We start from the raw sequence: 16,197 nt of genomic DNA, 5'->3' as shown, positions 1-16,197 counted from the left end.
ACCGCGACGAGTTCAGGGCCGTCCACGATCCGTGGGCGGCCCTGAACTCATTCCGGGGGGCCGGCCCTGCTCCAGCGGCATGCGGAGGGCGAAGCGGGCGCCGCGGGGCCAGTCCTCCACGCGCAGCGACCCGCCGTGCGCCTGGGCGATCTCGCGGGCGATCGCCAGGCCGAGGCCGGTGCCGCCGGCGCCGCGGCTGCGGGCGCTGTCCAGCCGGGTGAACCGCTCGAAGATCCGTTCGCGGTCGACGTCGGGGATGCCCGAGCCGTCGTCGGTGACGCGCAGCAGCGCCGTCGTCCCCTGGCGGGCCACCTCCACGTGCACGCGGGACGCGGCGTAGCGCTCGGCGTTGTCCAGCAGGTTGCCCAGCAGCCGTTCCAGCTGCAGGCGCACCCCGCGCACCCGCACGTCCCGCGCCAGGTCGGTGGTCACCTGCAGCCGCGAGGAGCGCCGGGCCAGCTCGGCGGTGGTCAGGTCGGCCAGGTCGATGGTCTCCTGGACGGCGCCGCCGGTGCCGATCCGGGCGAGCAGCAGCAGGTCGGTGACGATCGTCTGGAGCCGGTCGATGTCGCGCAGCGCCGACCGGATCGCCGCCCGCAGGTCGGTGTCGTCGGGGTGCATCGCCGCGTCCTCCAGGTTGGCCCGCAGGCCGGCGATGGGGGTGCGCAGCTCGTGCGAGGCGTCGGAGGCGAACTGGCGCTGCCGGCCGACCGCGCGCTCCAGCCGGTCGAGCGTCTCGTTGGCGGTACGGGCCAGCTCGGCGATCTCGTCCTCGCCGGTGGGCTGCGGCACGCGGCGGCTCAGGTCGGTGGCGCTGATCTCGGCGAGCTGGGTGCGGATCTGCTCGACCGGGCGCAGGGTGCGGCCGACGATCCGCCAGGTGATCCAGGCGGACGCCGCGGTCAGCGCCAGCACGACGGCGGTGAGCGCCGCCTCCAGCAGCCCGTTGACCAGGTAGCCGGGCAGCGGCCGGGCCGCGAACACCACCACCGACTCGGGCGCGGTGTCGACCCGGATCGCCTCGATGACCATGCAGCGCGGCAGCCGGGGGTCGTCCGGGCACTCCACCATGTCCTGGACGCGCTGGTCGGGGGTCGGCCAGGTGCGGCTCAGCCGGGGGTAATGGGCGGCCGCCCGGGTGGAGTCCAGGATGTGGCCGCCGGGCCCGACCACCTGGATCAGCACCCGGCCGCCGGTCTCGTCCGGGATCTGGCCGGACAGCGCCCCGTCGCGGACCATGGCGCTGATGCGGCGCCCGGCCAGCTGGGTCTCCTGCAGCAGCCGGTTCTTGGTGGAGGCGCGCAGCACCAGGTCCATGCCGGCGGCGACGAGGCCGAACGCCACGGCGGCGAGCACGGCGGCGACGAGCGTGTCGCGTGCCCGAATGGACCTGGGCCGCAGCCGCATGAAGCTCCCCTTGATCACCGCACCGCGGACGGCCCGTCCTCCTGCGGACGCGTCCCACTACAGAGTGTCACGAACCTCCGGATCCGCGTCCGGCTCTCGACCCAACGTACCGCCGCGGGTCCCGGCGGACCCGTCGGGCCCGACCCTCACGCCATGGCACTGACCAGGGTAAATACCCACAGGACGAGGAAAACCGATCCGGCGGGCGCGACCGGTCCGCCACAGCGAGCACTTTCCAACCGATACGCCTGATTCCGGTTCAGATGGTTTCACGAGCGGTTATATCGGACATCCGCATGATGGACACGCCGAGCGACATCTAGGGCGGACACACATGGGCAGGGACGTGGCAGCGGCCAGGATCAGCGGCGAGGACCGGCGCCGGTACCGGGAGAAGGTACGGCGCTGTCTGGACGTGCTGGCGCGCATGCTGGGCGAGTCGCAGTTCGAGTTCGAACGCCCGCACATCGGAATGGAGATCGAGCTCAACCTGATCGACGGCTACGGCGATCCGCAGATGCGCAACGCCGACGTGCTCAAGGCGATCGCCGATCCCGCCTGGGCCACCGAGCTGGGCCAGTTCAACCTGGAGATCAACATTCCGCCGCGGACGCTGGGCGGCGCGGGGACCGGCGAGCTGGAACACGAGGTGCTCGGCCATCTGGAGCACGCCGACGCACGCGCCCGCGAGGTCGGCGCCGGGCTGGTGATGATCGGCATCCTGCCCACCCTGCGCCGCTCGGACATCGGCGAGGAGTCGATGTCGGCCAACGACCGCTACAAGATGCTCAACGACCAGATCTTCGCCGCCCGGGGCGAGGAGATGCGCATCGACATCGACGGGCCCGAGCCGCTGCGCATGCACGCCGACTGCATCCTGCCGGAGGCGGCGTGCACCAGCGTGCAGTTCCACCTGCAGGTCAGCCCGGACGAGTTCGGCGCCTACTGGAACGCGGCGCAGGCGATCGCCGGCCCGCAGGTGGCGCTGGCGGCCAACTCCCCGTTCCTGTTCGGGCACCGGCTGTGGGACGAGACCCGCATCACGCTGTTCGAGCAGGCCACCGACACCCGGCCGGAGGAGTTGAAGGCGCAGGGCGTGCGGCCGCGGGTGTGGTTCGGCGAGCGCTGGATCACCTCGGTGTTCGACCTGTTCGAGGAGAACACCCGCTACTTCCCCGCGCTGCTGCCGCTGTGCGACGAGGAGGACCCGCTGGACGTGCTGGAGCGCGGCGGCATCCCCCAGCTCGGTGAGCTGATGCTGCACAACGGGACGGTCTACCGCTGGAACCGTCCGGTGTACGCGGTGGTCGAGGGCAGGCCGCACCTGCGGGTGGAGAACCGGGTGCTGCCCGCCGGTCCCACGGTCGCGGACGTGATCGCCAACGGCGCGTTCTACTACGGCCTGGTGCGGATGCTGGCCGAGGACGAACGTCCCGTCTGGACGCGCATGTCGTTCGGCACGGCCGAGGAGAACCTGCACCGGGCCGCCCGCAACGGCATGGACGCCCGCCTGTACTGGCCCGGCCTGGGCGACGTCCAGGTGAGCGACCTGGTGCTGCGCAGGCTGCTGCCGCTGGCGTACGAGGGGCTGGACCGGTGGGGCGTCGACCCGTCCCGCCGCGACCGCCTGCTCGGCATCATCGAGCAGCGCTGCCTCACCAGGCGCACGGGCGCGCGCTGGCAGGTCGAGACCGTCCGCGCGCTGGAGGAGAAGAACGGCGTCGCGCGGCCCGAGGCGCTGCGCGAGATGGTCCGCGGCTATGTGGACGGGATGCGTTCCAACGAGCCCGTCCACACCTGGCCCGTCGCGGCGTGACCCGCGATCGACACACAATCCGCACAATTCATCCGCGACCACACACCGGGCCCGCTCCTAGAGTCGGAGCGTGAACCGACAGCGGATCCTCGTCGTCGAGGACGAGCCCACGATCGCGCGGGCCGTCGCGGACCGGCTGGCCGCCGAGGGGTTCGCCGTGGACGTCGCGGTGGACGGCCCGTCGGCGGTCGAGCGGGCCCGCGCCGGCGAGCCCGACCTGATCGTCCTGGACGTCATGCTGCCCGGGTTCGACGGCCTGGAGGTGTGCCGCCGCGTGCAGGCGGAACGGCCGGTGCCGGTGCTCATGCTGACCGCCCGCGACGACGAGACGGACCTGCTCGTCGGGCTGGGCGTGGGCGCCGACGACTACATCACCAAGCCGTTCAGCATGCGCGTGCTGGTGGCGCGCATCCGGGCCGTGCTGCGCCGGGTCGGCCGGTCGGGGGACGACCCGGCGCGGCACGGCACCCTGCGCGTCGGCCCGCTGGAGGTGGACCAGCGGTCGCGGCGCGTCCGGGTGGACGGCCGCGAGGTGCACCTGACGCCCACCGAGTTCGACCTGCTGGTGTGCCTGGCCCGCAACGAGCGGACGGTGCTGACCCGCGCCGTCCTGCTGGAACAGGTGTGGGACTGGGCGGGCGCGGGCGGCACCCGCGTCGTCGACGGGCACGTCAAGGCGCTGCGCCGCAAGCTGGGCGCCGGGCTCATCCGCACGGTGCACGGCGTCGGCTACGCGCTGGAGGCGCCCGCGGAGAGGCGGCCGTGAGCGCGCTCGACGGGCTGCGGGCCAGGCTGCCGCGTCCCCTCGACCCGCTGCGCTCCATCAAGATCAAGTTCGGGGTGGTGGCGGTGGTGACCGCGTGCACCGCGATCATGATCGTGGTGTGGGGGTACGCGCTGGGCTTCCGCACCCGGCACACCCTGCCGGTCGGCATGCTGATCTCGCTCGGCGTCACCCAGCTCATCGCGCACGGCATGACCTCTCCGCTGCGCGAGATGACGGCGGCGGCGCGGGCGATGGCGCGCGGCGACTACAGCCGCCGGGTGCGGGCCACGTCCCGGGACGAGGTGGGCGAGCTGGCCACCGCGTTCAACACGATGGCCGCCGACCTGGCCGAGGTGGACCGGCAGCGGCGCGAGTTCGTCGCCAACGTCTCGCACGAGCTGCGCACGCCGATCAGCGCCCTGCACGCGGTGCTGGAGAACGTCGCCGACGGCGTCACCCCCGCCACCCCGGAGGTGCTGGAGTCGGCGCTGGAGCAGACCGAACGGCTCGGCCGCCTGGTCACCCAGCTGCTCGACCTGTCCCGGGTGGACGCGGGAGCGGCCGCCCTTGACCTCACCAGGTTCGAGGTCGCCGCGTTCGTGGACGACGTGGCGGCCGAGGCGGAGGCGGGCCACCCGGGCGTGCGCGTCGAGACCGACGTGCCGTCCGCCCTGCGGGCGCTGGCCGACCGGGACCGGCTGCACCAGGTGCTGGCCAACCTGCTGGACAACGCCGCCCGGCACGGCCCGCCCGGACGTCCCGTCACGGTCACCGCGCGGCCGGGCGGCGACGGCGGGCTGGTGCTGGAGGTGGCGGACGAGGGGCCGGGCATCCCGCCCAGCGAGCGCGCCCGCGTCTTCGAGCGCTTCTCGCGCGGCGCCGGCTCCTACGGGCCGCGCGTCGGCGCCCGGGACGGCGGCACCGGCCTGGGCCTGGCCATCGCCCGCTGGGCGGTCGAGCTGCACGGCGGCGGCATCCACGTCGTCGACACCGCGCGCGGCTGCCGCATCCGCGTGACGATCCCCGCCGACCCCGCCGCGGGGGGCGTGTTCAGCGGCGGAGGATGACGCCACGCGGGCGGCGGCGGCCGCGGCGGCCCCACGCGGCCACGGCGGTCGCGGCGGCCCCACGCGGTCGCGGCGGTGGCGGCTAGCGGCGGAAGGTGACGACCTCGGCGGCGTCGCCGACGGCCTCCCGGGCCGCCGGGAGCACCGGGCCGCCCGATCCGTCCGCCAGCAGCGCCCGCGCCCGCAGCACGATCTCCAGGTCGAACCGCAGGTCCGGGTCGAGGAGCTGGTCGCCGAACAGCTCCTCCAGCTGCCGCAGCCGGTAGCGCACCGTCTGCGGGTGGACGTGCAGCCGCATCGCGACCTCGTTGGCGTTGCGGCCCGACTGCAGCCACGCCAGGAGCGTCTCGGCCAGCCGGTCCTGCTGGCCGGCGCGCAGGTGCGCCAGCGGCGCCAGCCGCAGCCGGGCCAGCGAGACGATCAGATCCTCGTCCTGGAACAGGATCAGCGTGGACATGTGCTCGACGCTGCGCACCACGCCGTCGGCCTCGATCACGCCGCGTTCCACCAGGCCGAGCGTCTTGCGGGCCCACTGGAACGAGCGGGCCGCCTCGGTCACCGGCACGGTCGGGCCCACCACGGCCAGGGAGCCGCTGAGCGCCCGGTCGACCAGCTTGGCCCGGCCCGGCCCGTCCGGGTCGGGAATGATCAGGCTGGGCGTGCGGCGCTCCAGGTCGGCCAGGATGTCGGGCGGGAACGCCGGCTGCCGCGCGTCCTTGCCGTGCCGGCCGAGCGCCACCGCGGCGACGGTGCGCGGCACCGGCCAGTGCGCGGCGGCGGCCAGGTCGGCGATCGCCTCCAGGGTGGCGGGCGGGTCGGCGAACAGCAGGTCGACCAGGCGCTTGCGGCGCCGCTGCATCTCCCCGGCCACCGCCGCGCGGGCCTGCGCGTAGCCCTCGGCGGCGGCCGCGGCCAGCTCGTCCTGGAACATCATCATGGCCTCGCCGACCGCGCCCAGCGTGCGCGAGGACACGCCCAGGTGCGCCGCGCCCTCGGCCAGGCGCCGCCAGGCCACCACCCCGCCGACCCGCATCGCGGTCTGCATGGCGTCCAGGCTGCGGCCCTCCCCGGCCTCGCCGCGGCCGATGGCGCGGAAGAAGTCGGTGACCGGCCCGGCCTCGTGTCCCGGATCGGCCACCCGGTCCACGAAGTAGTGCAGGACCCGCTCGACCGCCAGCCGCAGGGTGCCCGAATAGGCCCCGTCGCCGGGCCGGTCGTACTCGCGCACCCGGGTCCGGATCTCCTCGATCATGTCGTCGGCGACCTCGTCCAGATGGGGCCGCATGTGCACGGCGAGCTCCCGAGGCAGGTCGGCCCAGGGGCGTCCGTGAGCAGCGGTGGACCCGTCGTCGGCCACTGTGTGCCTCCCCGTCGTCCGCGCCCCTCAGTTACCTTCCGGACACAAGGGGCAATTACTCACTTACGCGACCCGTGTGGTGCAAATCATGTCCCGTTGGACACGCGTCCGCCAAGCGCCGGTCAGGACTCGACCAATTTCGGCCATGCGAAATATGGATTTGTTACATGGACGCCGGGTTCGGGCGCATGCTGTCCCAACGGAGGCGTTCCGTCCGCCTCCAGGGGTAGTTGCCACGTTGGTCAGAACGGGGGCGTGTCGTCCGGACGAGGACGCGTCTCCGGTCGTACGCGACAGGCGGCCGTGGCCCGCCGGGGCCGCCGGTGCGGGAGGTCGGCTGTGCCCACGCCATCGAGGCCCACGGGGACCGACAAGGCGCTGGCCGCCACGGGCCGGGCCATCGACGATCGCTTCGGCGCCGCCGGGTTCGGTCGCAAGGCGATGCGCAAGGCGTTCCCCGACCACTGGAGCTTCCTGCTGGGCGAGATCGCGCTGTACTCGTTCCTGATCGTCCTGATCACCGGGGTCTACCTGACCTTCTTCTTCAAGCCCAGCATGACCGAGGTGATCTACAACGGCACCTACGCGCCGCTGCGCGGCGTGCGGATGAGCGAGGCGTACGCCTCCACCCTGAACATCAGCTTCGACGTGCGCGGCGGGCTGCTCATGCGGCAGATCCACCACTGGTCGACGATCATCTTCCTCGGCGCGATCGTCATCCACCTGCTGCGCAACTTCTTCACCGGCTCGTTCCGCAAGCCCCGCGAGCTGAACTGGGTCATCGGCGTGATCCTGTTCATGCTCGTCCTGCTGAACGGGCTGTTCGGCTACTCGCTGCCCGACGACCTGCTGTCGGGCACCGGCCTCCGCATCCTGGAGGGCGTGATCGAGTCGATCCCGATCGTCGGCTCCTACCTGCTGATGTTCGTGTTCGGCGGCGAGTTCCCCGGCACGGAGATCATCCCCCGGCTGTACGTCACCCACATCCTGCTCATCCCGGGCATCCTGCTGGCGCTCATCCCGCTGCACGCCGTCATCCTGACCTGGCGGCAGACCCACACCCAGTTCCCGGGCAAGGGCAGCACCAACACGACCGTGCAGGGCGGCCCGTTCCACCCGGTGTTCATCGCCAAGACCACCGCGTTCTTCCTGTGGGTGTTCGCGATCACGGCGCTGATGGCCACGTTCTTCCAGATCAACCCGATCTGGTTGTTCGGCCCGTACGATCCGGGCGCGATCAGCGCCGGTTCGCAGCCCGACTGGTACATGGGCTTCCTGGAGGGCTCGCTGCGGCTCATGCCGTCGTGGGAGATCAACGCGTGGGGCCACACGCTGCCGATGAGCGTCCTGATCCCCGCGCTCGCCGTGCCCGGGGTGCTGTTCGTGGGCCTGGCGGTCTACCCGTGGCTGGAACGCTGGATCACCGGCGACCACCAGATCCACCACCTGCTGGACCGGCCCCGCGACGTCCCGGCGCGCACCGGCATCGGCGTGGCCGGGGTGGTGGCCTACGGCTCGCTGTGGGCGGCCGGCGCCAACGACATCATCGCCAAGACCTTCAACATCCCGCTGTTCTGGACGACCTGGTTCTTCCGGTTCGCCTTCATCCTCGGCCCGATCCTGGGGTTCCTGATCGCCTACCGGATCTGCCTCGGCCTGCAGCGCCGCGACCGCGCCCTCGCCGAGCACGGCCTGGAGACCGGCATCATCTGCCGTTCGACGACCGGCGAGTACACCGAGGTCGAGCAGAAGCTCGGCGACGAGGACATCCCCGCCATCACCGATCCGCGCCCGACCGCCGCCCGCGCCATCGGCCGCCCGGAAGGCGACGGCGTCGTGCCCCCCGAGGCCCGCGGCCGCCTGGACCGGGTCCGCATCGCCCTCAACCGCCGCTTCATGCACGACCTCGCCGCCGTCCCGACCCGCGAACCCGAGGAAGGCGCCCCCAGCCTGCGCAGGGCCCTCAAGGAACACAAGGAGGAGTAGCCTCGCGCGACCTTTCCTTACGCGTCCGCCGACGCCAGGCCGCTCTTCTCCAGGAGCCGCATCCAGCTGTCCCGGTGCCGGCCCTTTCGGTCCCGGCGGTTGACGGCGTGCCTTCCGAGGACGGACTCGATGAGCCGCGGATAGCCCTCGCCGAGGACGTGGACGTCGAAGAACGTGACGATGTCGGGTGCCAGCTCCGTTGTCTCGACGACCTCCACGTCCACGTGCTTGTAGGCGAAGACGTAGTCGTCCCCGTCGCAGAAGTAGACGTCACCGTCCCGGAGGTCCAGGTAGATGCCGCTGCCGCACTCGATGTCCCCGGGAGCGCCGTAGCGTTCACAGCCGATGGACAGCGGGTTGCCCAGGGGGCAGTGCGGATCGACATGGCGGTCGGCCCAGGCCCGGCGGCTCGCCGTCTCCGGGGGCTGCGCGAAGCGGAAGTAGTCTCCGCCCAGCCGGCGGAAGAGGCCGAACACCTCGGTCACCCCCGCGGGCAGCCCGGGGACGGGTTCCGCCTCCCCCGGCTCCTCGATGATGGCGCCGAAGCCGTGCTCGGCCTCCACCCGCTTCAGCAGCTCCAGCTTCGACCTGATCGCGGTCAGCCTTCTGCCGCGCTCCTCGTCCATCGGGAAGGACCTCTGCCGTCGTCGAAGATCGTGTGCGACGGCATCCTCTCACCCCGGGGGGACAGCGCTCCTCAACGTCGCCGCGGCGTCTGGTGGGCCCGGCCGTCCAGGAGGGGTTCGCGGTCCCCGAAGAGCCACGGGCGGGGGCCGGTGGTGAAGTCGGTCGGGTAGCCCGGGTCGAACTCCACCGCCGAATCCAGGCGGTCCACGGCGTCCGCCGGCAGGGCGACGCCGAGGGCGCCCAGGTTGTCGCGGAGCTGCGCGACGTTGCGGGAGCCGATGATCGGATGCACGGCGGGAGAGCGGGTGCGGGTCCAGGCGATCGCGACCTGGGACGCGGTCACGCCCAGCTCCTCGGCCACCTGCCGGACGGCGCGCGCGGCCCGATGGTCCCGCGCGGTGAGGGACGCGGGATCGAACCTGCTGCCGGACGGGGCGCCGCCGGGTCCGGTGTACTTGCCCGACAGCACACCGCCGGCCAGCGCGCCATAGGTGGCGACGTTCATGCCGTACGCCTCGGCCATCGGCAGCAGTTCCCGCTCGATGTCGCGTTTCAGCAGGCTGTAGGGAACCTGGATGCCCGCGAACGGGGTCCAGTCGCGCCATTCGGCGAGGGTGTTCGCACGCGAGACGAGCCACGCGGGAAGGTTGGACGCGCCGACGTACAGCACCTTCCCGGCGCGGACGGCGTCGTCCAGCGCCCGCATGGTCTCCTCGATCGGCGTGTGCTCGTCCCGGGTGTGCACCCAGAACACGTCGATGTAGTCGGTGCGCAGCCGCCGCAGGCTCGCTTCGAGGGAGAGGGTGAGGTTCTTGCGGTGGCTCCCGCCCGCGTTGGGGTCCCGGGCGTCACGGGTCAGCGTGAACTTGGTGGCCAGCACGAACCGGTCGCGGCGGTGCCGGAGGAGGCGCCCGAGGACCTCCTCGCTGTCGCCGTACGCCGAGGCGGTGTCGATGACGTTGCCGCCCGCGTCCGCGTACAGCCCGATCATCTCGTCCGCCTCGTCCGGCCCGGCGAAGGTCATGGCGCCCAGGAACAGCTCCGAGACGCGCAGCCCGGTCGGCCCGAACAGCCGGTCGCGCATCACGCCGCGTCCCCCCGCGGACGGCTCGGCGGAGCCCCTGTCGATCTCGTTGACGGTGAAGGTCATGCGTCCACTCTGTGCGGCCGGGCCGGCGGTGGGGAGGCCGGGACGAGGCTGGCCCTGACGGGGCCATGATCCGGTGGCGGCGCGGTCCGTACACTCGGCTCGTGAGCGACAGCGAGCTGGGGGCGTTCCTGCGCAGCCGCCGGGAGGCCGTCACCCCGGGCGAGGTGGGGCTGCCCGCCGGGCCGCGTCGCCGCACACCCGGACTCCGGCGCGCCGAGCTGGCCACCATCTCCGGGATGAGCGTCGACTACCTGACGCGGCTGGAACAGGGGCGCGATCGGCACCCCTCGCCGCAGATCCTGGCCGCGCTCGCCGACGCGCTGCGGTTGTCCCCGGACGAGCGCGTCCACCTCCGCAACCTGGCCAAGACGGCTTCGGGCGCCGACGTCCTGTGCCCTGGGGCTGCCCCGCCCGAACGGCAGGTGCGTCCCACGATGCGGGCGCTGCTGGACCGGCTGGACTCCACCCCGGCGGTGCTGCTCAACCGGCTCGGCGACACCCTGGCCCACACGTCCTCCTACGAACGCCTCGCCGGACCCATCGGCCTGCTGGACGGCGGGCCGCCGAACCAGGCCCGGTTCGTGTTCACCGACGAACGGGCCCGCGCCGCCTACCCCGACTGGGACCGCGTCGCCGACGAGCGGGTCGCCGCCCTGCGGGCCGAGTCCTCTCCGAACGACCCGCACCTCGCCCACCTCGTCGACGAACTGACCGTCCTGGCCGGCGCGCCGTTCACCCGGCGGTTGCAGGCGCCGCCGGCCGCACCGCGCCGCACCGGTGTCGAACGCCTCGTCCATCCCGAGGCGGGGGAACTGCGGCTGGCCTACGAGACGCTCGACTCCGAGGGTCAGCGCCTGGTCGTCCACCTCCCCGCCGACGACGCCACCTCCGCCGCCCTGGACCATCTCGACCACCGCCGCCCCGGCGCCCTGCGCGCGGTACGGGGCTAGGGCCCGACCGGCGGCGTGGCCTGGAGCGGCCTGAACCCGCCGCGGCACCGACGCGTCTACCCAGATGCGTACGCCTGACGGGAGGGTGCCATGCCGCTGCCGCAAGGGGACCTGTGGGGTATCTCCGACGTCGCCTTCCTGAAGGGCGCCGCGATCCTGGGCGTGCTGTCCGTGGTGATCGCGGCCGTCGTGAGCTTCCGGCTGCGGCGCGGCCATCCGCCGACGCGGGAACTGCACCCGTACGAGGTCGCCTACCTCACCGGCGGCGGGCGCCACACCATCGCGGCGGTCCTGCTGTCCCTGCGCCTGGACGGCGCCATCCGCGCCGACCAGCCCGGCGGCGACCTGCACGTCTCCGGCGAGCGGCGGGCCGCGGACACGCCGCTGGACGAGGTCGTTCACGAGGCCGTCCGCAGCCGCCAGGCCCGGACGGTGGCGGCGGTGACCGCGAACGAGACCGTCCAGGAGGCGATCAAATCCCTTCGCGACGGCCTGGCCGCCCAGGGCATGGTGCTGGACGAGCGCCGCCGCCGTCTGGCCAGGCGCGCCGCCTGGCCGCTGTGGCTGGTGGTCGTCGTCAGCGTCGTCCGCCTGGCCTGGTACCTGGCCGACAGCAAGCTCTTCGACGGCCCGGACGTCCCGTTCACCGGGATCCTGATCATCCCGATGGTCGTGGTGCTGCTGTTCCTGTACGCCATGACGTCCGGCCACGCCGAGAAGACCCGCGCCGTCAAGGCCGCCCTGAAGGACACCCGGCAGCGACACGGCCACCTGGACCCGCGCGTGTTCCCCGCCTGGCCCACGTACGGAATCCCCGCGTCCGCCATGGGCGTGGCCCTGTTCGGCACGGCGGCCCTGATGAGCATCGATCCGACGTTCTCGCAGGCCGCGGGCCTGGGACGGCTCCTGCAGATGGCGGGCTCGGCGTCGTCGTCGGGCGGCATCGGCTACTCGGGCTCGTCCTGCTCGTCCACCGCGTCGGTCTGCTCGTCCAGCGGCTGCAGCGGCGGCTCCGGCGGGGACGGCGGCGGAGGCTCCTCCTGCGGCGGCGGCGGAGGCTCCTCCTGCGGCGGCGGCTGCGGAGGCGGCTGACGCCCCGGCCAGACCGAAAAGCTCATCTCGCGCCGAGAGGCGGTCACTTCCTGACCGCTTCTCCTGCGACGGTGGTCACCGATGGGCCGGAGGCAGCCGATCCGCGCGGGATCCGCACGGCCGCCCGGCCGAGGTGAACCGAGAAACCAAGGAGCCGCCATGTCCGCCCCTCGACCGCTGGGCGTCAGCGAAGACAACGCGTGGTGATGACCGTCCTGGACACCAGGGCGCTCAACCGCGCGACGCTCGCCCGGCAACTGCTGCTCGACCGCGCCGACATGCCGGTGCTGGACGCCGTCGCGCACCTGTGCGGCCTCCAGGCGCAGGAACCGCAGGAACCGTTCGTCGGGCTCTGGTCGCGGCTGCGCGCGTTCGACCCGGCGGCGCTCTCGGACCTGCTGACCGGGCGGCGCGTGGTGCGGACCCACCTCATGCGCCGGACCGTCCACCTGGTCACCGCCGACGACGTGCTGGCCTGGCGGGCCCGGCACGACCCCATGCTGCGCCAGCGGGTGCTCGCGACCTACCGCCGCGAACTCGACGGGATCGATCTCGACGAACTCGCGGCGGCGGGACGGGCGGTGATGGCCGACGGCGAGCCCCGCACGATGGCCGAGCTCACGCGGACGCTCGCCGACCGCTGGCCCACGCCGCCACCGCGGGCACTGGGCGAAATGCTGATCGCGGCCCTCCTCCCGACGGCGCAGATGCCGCCGCGCGGGCTGTGGCGCACGAAGGCGGGAGTGCGCAACGTGCTGCTCTCCTCCTGGCTGGGGCGGGAGATCGACCCGCCGGCCCCGGACGGCGCCGACCCCGTCGGCCAGGCGCTGGTACGGCGCTACCTGGCCGCGTACGGCCCCGCCGCCACGGCCGACCTACGCGCCTGGTGCGGCCTGGCCGGACTACCGGGCGCGGTGGCCGCGATACGGCACGAGCTGGTCGCCTTCCGCGACGAGCGCGGCCGGGAACTGCTGGACCTGCCCGACGCGCCGCGCCCCGACCCCGGCACACCCGCCCCGGTGCGGTTCCTGCCGGCGTTCGACAACGCGATCCTCGGCTACCACGACCGCGGCCGGATCATCGACGACGCCCACCGCGGCCTGTCGGTCACCGGAGCCCGCGTCGTCCTGGTCGACGGCCGGGTCGCCGCCACCTGGACCGTCAAGGGCGAGACCGTGACCGTCACGCCGCTGCGCCACCTCACCCGAGCCGAGCGCACCGCCGTCGCCGAGCACGGAAGCGAACTGGCGGCCTTCCTCTCCGACGACGACAGCGACCGCGTGAAGATCGCCGTGTCTCAGTGAGCGCCGATGGGGTTGCCGGGCTCGTCGAGCCACACCCGCTGCCCGTCCGGAGTCACCGTGAGGCCGAAGCGTTCGAGGGCGGGGCGGCCCCAGCGGATCCATTGGAAGCAGGCGGCCTCGGCTTCGTCCCAGAGACGCCGGTCACCGGCCTGCTCCACGGCGAACTCGTCCTTGCCGGGGACGTAGTCCACCGAGGCCCAGGAACCGCCGGGGCCGCCGGCCTCCAGCAGCCACAGGGTGGCCTCGCCTGTGGGTTCGGGGTCGTGGATCAAGTCGGCGCGCACGCCCGGGACGAGGCCGGTCATGGCGGCCTCCAGCCCGCCGCCGGGAGTGTGCCAGAGCAACCGCGGGTCCAGCCGCGTGGTCGAGACCGCGAAGTCCTCCACGGCGTCGACCCACTCGCCTACGGGAGTGGTGCGGTGGCCCCGTTGCGATCGCAGCATCATGTACCCGGCCGCCCCGGCGAGACGCCCGGTCGCCACCCCGTCGGGAAGCACGTCCAGCCGGACCCGATACCCGTAGGAGAAGTCCGGCATCCACGGGAACACGATGGCGCCGCCCGGGCGGGTCCGCCGCACCCACGAATAGGGCAGAGTTGTAACGCCGCACGTCACATGCACCAGATCGAACGCTTCGCCCTCGGGGACGCAGGTGACGGCATCTCCGGTCATCAGCGTCGGGCGGACACCGAGAGCCTCCAGGTTCGCCGCCGCCTGCCGGGCGACGTGCTCGTCGATCTCCACCGACACCACGTGGCGTTCGCCGACGCGTTCGCTCAACAGGGCGGCGGTCCATCCCGTGCCCGTCCCGACGTCCAGAGTCCGTTGGCCGCCGAGCGGGTGCAGCAGTTCCAGGAAGGGCAGCACGACGTCCGGCGCCGACAGCGACGAGGTGGGGTCGCGCGGCTCGTCCTCGCTCGCGCCGTCGCCGAACTGGGTGAGGACGGCCGTGCCGGGCTCGTACACCGCCTGCCACCAGCGAGCGGGGTCCCTACGAGAGTCGATCTTGCGCCGCGGACCGCCGTAGGGCGCGGCCCACGCCACCGGTGGAGCGAACAGGTGGCGAGGAACCGCGCGAAGCACGGCACGCCATGAGTCGTCGGCCAGGTCGCCCCGGGCGACGAGCTGGTCCACCAACGCGTCGATTCGTGCGGCCACGTCCATCATTTACCTCGTTTCCCGCCGCCTTTACCGGTGTCCTTCGGTGGAATCGGACGGCCCTTCTGCTGACCGTCGCCCTCGATCTCCTTCTGGTCCTTGTCCTCGTGCTTTCCCATCGCCGCCGTCATCCTCCTCGCTGCCGCTCGTCCTCGCCACCGGTACCTGGCGGCTTTTACCTGCCACCGGCGGCCGAACGCCGCCCCTCGTGTTTTTCCGCGCCGAAGCCCGAGGCGCCGTCCACCAGTGCCCGCCACCATTTCAGGACGGTCCTGCGCCGCACACCGCGCGGCGTCGTCCACACCCTGACCTCGCCGGACCTGACCTCGACGCGCCTGATCGCGTACGCGCCACCGACCGTGACGAGCTCGTACGACACCGGGCCGCAGAGCGAGCAGGTGGACTCCACCACCCGCGCCCGCTCCGGCGCCCACACCCGGCTCCAATGCAGTTTCAGGGCACGCACGCGCATGGGATCAACATGGATTCCACCGCATTCACCCGAGCCGATCCGCCGTCTCATTCCCGCACCTCCCCGTCGCACCGGCGGAGAACCCTTTGACAGTCCGGCCATTCTCTGGATATGAGCGATCCAGGCGGCGAGTTCTTCCGGATCGTCGGCCTCCAGCAGCCGATACAGCGGCGGCGGCAAATAGGCCCAATATCTCCCGGTGGCATTCCCGTACCAGGTGAGCACACCGGTGCCCGCGAACCGCCTCTGGATGTCCTCCGCCAGCGCACGGCACACCGGGGCGGGCAGCCTGCCCGACACCGCGTCGCGATTCACCGCGAGCGCGCCTTCCACATCGCCCGATCGATGAGAGCGGCCGTCTCCTCCACATCGGTGACCGAGCCGACCGGCCAGCCGCCGTCCCACCGGAACCGGCCGCCGCTACAGGTGACGACCTTCTCGTCCCCGCCGGGCCCACGGACCGCGAGGGATCCGCCGCACCACCGAGCCCGGCGCCCGCGCTTGCCCAACGCCCGCGCGAGGCGCCGCAGCAGGATCTCGGCGTCGGTACCGGCGATGACCTCCAGAGCCGCCCGCAGCGCCTCGGCGGTCCCGGCCCGCACATCCGTGACCGCCAGCACGGAAAGCCGCAGGTCATCGTCGGCCCTGGCGGCGGACCATCCGTCGTCACCACGCGTGATCACCCACCCGGGGAAGTCCCGTCGCAGCGAGGCCACGTCGGTGTCCACGCCGTTCACTCGCCGACCTCACGCAGCACGTACATGACGCGCTCCGCGACACCCGTCACCTCACCCACCGGCCCGATGCCCTGCCCCCAAGGCCACCGAAACACCTCACCGTCGCAAACGATGTCGTCGGTGAGCCTTGAGTGAGCCGGGTTCCTCACACGCAGCACGTCGCGGTCAGGACTACGGCGGATCTCCGCCTTCCACTCGCGCCGGACCAACTCCGCGCGAAGGTTCTCAAGGTGAGCCATGACGTCCATGACCCCGAACGTAGAACCGACGACCTCACGCAGCGTTGTCGAATGGCAACGTAGCGTTCGC

General features: G+C 72.6%; 15 protein-coding genes. 7 read left to right on the top strand and 8 right to left on the bottom strand.

Going from position 1 to position 16,197, the window contains the following annotated elements:
* Positions 1–12 precede the first annotated feature (12 nt).
* Entirely contained in the window at positions 13–1,407 is a 1,395-nt protein-coding gene (locus ABZ801_RS03930; RefSeq protein WP_360692398.1) for an ATP-binding protein, read from the bottom strand.
* Between the two features lie 334 nt (positions 1,408–1,741).
* Between ABZ801_RS03930 and ABZ801_RS03925 the strand changes: the two genes are divergently transcribed.
* From ABZ801_RS03925 to ABZ801_RS03915, 3 genes are all read left to right on the top strand, one after another.
* Complete coding sequence (locus ABZ801_RS03925) at positions 1,742–3,223, top strand: glutamate--cysteine ligase (RefSeq protein ID WP_360692395.1); 1,482 nt, start codon at positions 1,742–1,744, stop codon at positions 3,221–3,223.
* Between the two features lie 70 nt (positions 3,224–3,293).
* A complete protein-coding gene (locus tag ABZ801_RS03920; protein ID WP_344958949.1) occupies positions 3,294–3,989 on the top strand; it encodes a response regulator transcription factor in 696 nt (231 codons plus the stop codon).
* Positions 3,986–5,056, top strand: coding sequence for a HAMP domain-containing sensor histidine kinase (locus tag ABZ801_RS03915; RefSeq protein WP_360692391.1), 1,071 nt, complete (start codon positions 3,986–3,988; stop codon positions 5,054–5,056). Before ABZ801_RS03920 ends, ABZ801_RS03915 begins: the two co-directional genes overlap by 4 nt.
* 82 nt (positions 5,057–5,138) lie before the next feature.
* Here the strand turns inward: ABZ801_RS03915 and ABZ801_RS03910 are convergent, their stop codons facing one another.
* Entirely contained in the window at positions 5,139–6,413 is a 1,275-nt protein-coding gene (locus ABZ801_RS03910; protein ID WP_360692388.1) for a helix-turn-helix domain-containing protein, read from the bottom strand.
* Between the two features lie 339 nt (positions 6,414–6,752).
* On the opposite strand from ABZ801_RS03910, the gene ABZ801_RS03905 reads away from it, so the two are divergent.
* Positions 6,753–8,399 (top strand): ubiquinol-cytochrome c reductase cytochrome b subunit, encoded by a 1,647-nt coding sequence (locus tag ABZ801_RS03905; RefSeq protein WP_360692385.1) that lies wholly within the window; start codon positions 6,753–6,755, stop codon positions 8,397–8,399.
* A 17-nt stretch (positions 8,400–8,416) separates the two neighbouring features.
* Here the strand turns inward: ABZ801_RS03905 and ABZ801_RS03900 are convergent, their stop codons facing one another.
* Together ABZ801_RS03900 and ABZ801_RS03895 are read right to left on the bottom strand one after the other, a co-directional pair.
* Positions 8,417–9,025 carry a hypothetical protein gene (locus ABZ801_RS03900; protein ID WP_360692382.1) on the bottom strand — a complete coding sequence of 203 codons (609 nt, stop codon included), beginning with the start codon at positions 9,023–9,025 and terminating at the stop codon, positions 8,417–8,419.
* 71 nt (positions 9,026–9,096) lie between these two features.
* Positions 9,097–10,110 (bottom strand): aldo/keto reductase, encoded by a 1,014-nt coding sequence (locus ABZ801_RS03895; RefSeq protein WP_360692708.1) that lies wholly within the window; start codon positions 10,108–10,110, stop codon positions 9,097–9,099.
* A 167-nt stretch (positions 10,111–10,277) separates the two neighbouring features.
* Here ABZ801_RS03895 and ABZ801_RS03890 point away from each other — a divergent pair, with 167 nt between their 5' ends.
* From ABZ801_RS03890 to ABZ801_RS03880, 3 genes are all read left to right on the top strand, one after another.
* Positions 10,278–11,126 (top strand): helix-turn-helix transcriptional regulator, encoded by an 849-nt coding sequence (locus ABZ801_RS03890; RefSeq protein WP_360692379.1) that lies wholly within the window; start codon positions 10,278–10,280, stop codon positions 11,124–11,126.
* 90 nt (positions 11,127–11,216) lie between these two features.
* Positions 11,217–12,218, top strand: a complete 1,002-nt coding sequence (locus ABZ801_RS03885; RefSeq protein ID WP_360692376.1) for a TIGR04222 domain-containing membrane protein — start codon at positions 11,217–11,219, stop codon at positions 12,216–12,218.
* A gap of 206 nt (positions 12,219–12,424) precedes the next feature.
* On the top strand, positions 12,425–13,522 hold the full coding sequence (locus tag ABZ801_RS03880; RefSeq protein ID WP_360692373.1) for a winged helix DNA-binding domain-containing protein: 1,098 nt from the start codon (positions 12,425–12,427) through the stop codon (positions 13,520–13,522).
* Here the strand turns inward: ABZ801_RS03880 and ABZ801_RS03875 are convergent.
* From ABZ801_RS03875 to ABZ801_RS03860, 4 genes are all read right to left on the bottom strand, one after another.
* Positions 13,516–14,685, bottom strand: a complete 1,170-nt coding sequence (locus ABZ801_RS03875) for a methyltransferase domain-containing protein (protein ID WP_360692705.1) — start codon at positions 14,683–14,685, stop codon at positions 13,516–13,518. The genes ABZ801_RS03880 and ABZ801_RS03875 overlap by 7 nt on opposite strands.
* Before the next feature lie 169 nt (positions 14,686–14,854).
* Entirely contained in the window at positions 14,855–15,484 is a 630-nt protein-coding gene (locus tag ABZ801_RS03870) for a hypothetical protein (protein WP_360692370.1), read from the bottom strand.
* The gene (locus ABZ801_RS03865) at positions 15,463–15,888 is read right to left on the bottom strand and encodes a hypothetical protein (RefSeq protein ID WP_360692368.1); all 426 of its coding nucleotides are present in this window, start codon (positions 15,886–15,888) and stop codon (positions 15,463–15,465) included. The genes ABZ801_RS03870 and ABZ801_RS03865 overlap by 22 nt, the downstream gene beginning before the upstream one ends.
* On the bottom strand, positions 15,885–16,136 hold the full coding sequence (locus tag ABZ801_RS03860) for a hypothetical protein (protein ID WP_360692365.1): 252 nt from the start codon (positions 16,134–16,136) through the stop codon (positions 15,885–15,887). Before ABZ801_RS03860 ends, ABZ801_RS03865 begins: the two co-directional genes overlap by 4 nt.
* Positions 16,137–16,197 lie beyond the last annotated feature (61 nt).

It is taken from the genome of Actinomadura sp. NPDC047616 (genome assembly GCF_040642915.1).
GTDB classification, from domain to species: Bacteria; Actinomycetota; Actinomycetes; order Streptosporangiales; family Streptosporangiaceae; genus Spirillospora; species Spirillospora miaoliensis.
This window is presented reverse-complemented; position numbering and strand designations above follow the sequence as displayed.

Bases quoted from the DNA above. Each gene is read 5' to 3' on its own strand.
- ABZ801_RS03930 (WP_360692398.1), bottom strand. From the start codon at position 1,407: ATGCGGCTGCGGCCCAGGTCCATTCGGGCACGCGACACGCTCGTCGCC.
- ABZ801_RS03925 (WP_360692395.1), top strand. From the start codon at position 1,742: ATGGGCAGGGACGTGGCAGCGGCCAGGATCAGCGGCGAGGACCGGCGC.
- ABZ801_RS03900 (WP_360692382.1), bottom strand. From the start codon at position 9,025: ATGGACGAGGAGCGCGGCAGAAGGCTGACCGCGATCAGGTCGAAGCTG.
- ABZ801_RS03895 (WP_360692708.1), bottom strand. From the start codon at position 10,110: ATGCGCGACCGGCTGTTCGGGCCGACCGGGCTGCGCGTCTCGGAGCTG.
- ABZ801_RS03885 (WP_360692376.1), top strand. From the start codon at position 11,217: ATGCCGCTGCCGCAAGGGGACCTGTGGGGTATCTCCGACGTCGCCTTC.
- ABZ801_RS03880 (WP_360692373.1), top strand. From the start codon at position 12,425: ATGACCGTCCTGGACACCAGGGCGCTCAACCGCGCGACGCTCGCCCGG.
- ABZ801_RS03875 (WP_360692705.1), bottom strand. From the start codon at position 14,685: ATGGACGTGGCCGCACGAATCGACGCGTTGGTGGACCAGCTCGTCGCC.
- ABZ801_RS03860 (WP_360692365.1), bottom strand. From the start codon at position 16,136: ATGGACGTCATGGCTCACCTTGAGAACCTTCGCGCGGAGTTGGTCCGG.